Below are 666 nucleotides of genomic sequence, written 5' to 3'. Positions count from 1 at the left end.
ACCGCCGAGTCGCGCAAGACCCGGGGTGAAATCGTGGCACGGGCGGCGGCCAGGTTGGGTTAAGCGTTCGCCCGTCCGTGGCGGTCGGCGGGCACCAAATGCCCGATGGTGCCGTCCCCATACGCCCGCTCCACTTTGGAAATCACCACGTGATAACCGCCGTACCAGCGGCGGTATAGACGCTTGGCTTCCAGGTGGGTCGGGTGGCTGGCAAAGGCGCGAATGGAGGCCTCGTCACGCCAGTAATAACTGGCGTTGATCAACCCGCCATCCGCCGAACGCCACGACTCGGCCCCCACGTATCCCGGCAGCCTTGCTGCCAGTGCGTCGATCAGATTCGTGAGGCGCTGGAACTCGTCATCCCGTTCGCCGGGCTTGTAGATAAAGGCTGCGATATACATGGGTAACGTCCTTTTATGAGTGATGTTTCACGTCGGGCGAGACATCAATGCCAAGCGCACGGCCAGCACCATCAGCACGGTTGCCAGGCCCCATTTCTGTAAGCCTGCGCTCCCCGGTTTGCCGGCAAAAAACCGGCTCACCGCCCCGCCAAAAATCCCCAGCACGGCATGAAACACACCGCTGATCAGCGTCAGGATGATCCCCAGTTGCACCAGTTGCAGCGCGATGGGGCCCGCCTCGGGGCTGACGAATTGCGGCAGGAAC

1 protein-coding gene and 1 pseudogene are annotated in these 666 nt (G+C 62.5%); both read right to left on the bottom strand.

Annotated elements, in window-relative coordinates; genetic code table 11:
• Positions 1-59 precede the first annotated feature (59 nt).
• Entirely contained in the window at positions 60-401 is a 342-nt protein-coding gene (locus tag HX846_RS03970; protein ID WP_003208192.1) for an antibiotic biosynthesis monooxygenase, read from the bottom strand.
• A gap of 27 nt (positions 402-428) precedes the next feature.
• Positions 429-666, bottom strand: a pseudogene (locus HX846_RS39430) (LysE family translocator); the annotation flags it as partial.

The sequence above is a fragment of the Pseudomonas sp. K5002 genome, from assembly GCF_013386655.1.
In the GTDB taxonomy this organism is placed as follows: Bacteria; Pseudomonadota; Gammaproteobacteria; order Pseudomonadales; family Pseudomonadaceae; genus Aquipseudomonas.
Note: the sequence above shows the minus strand (reverse complement) of the source record. Positions and strands in the feature narration are given on the sequence as shown.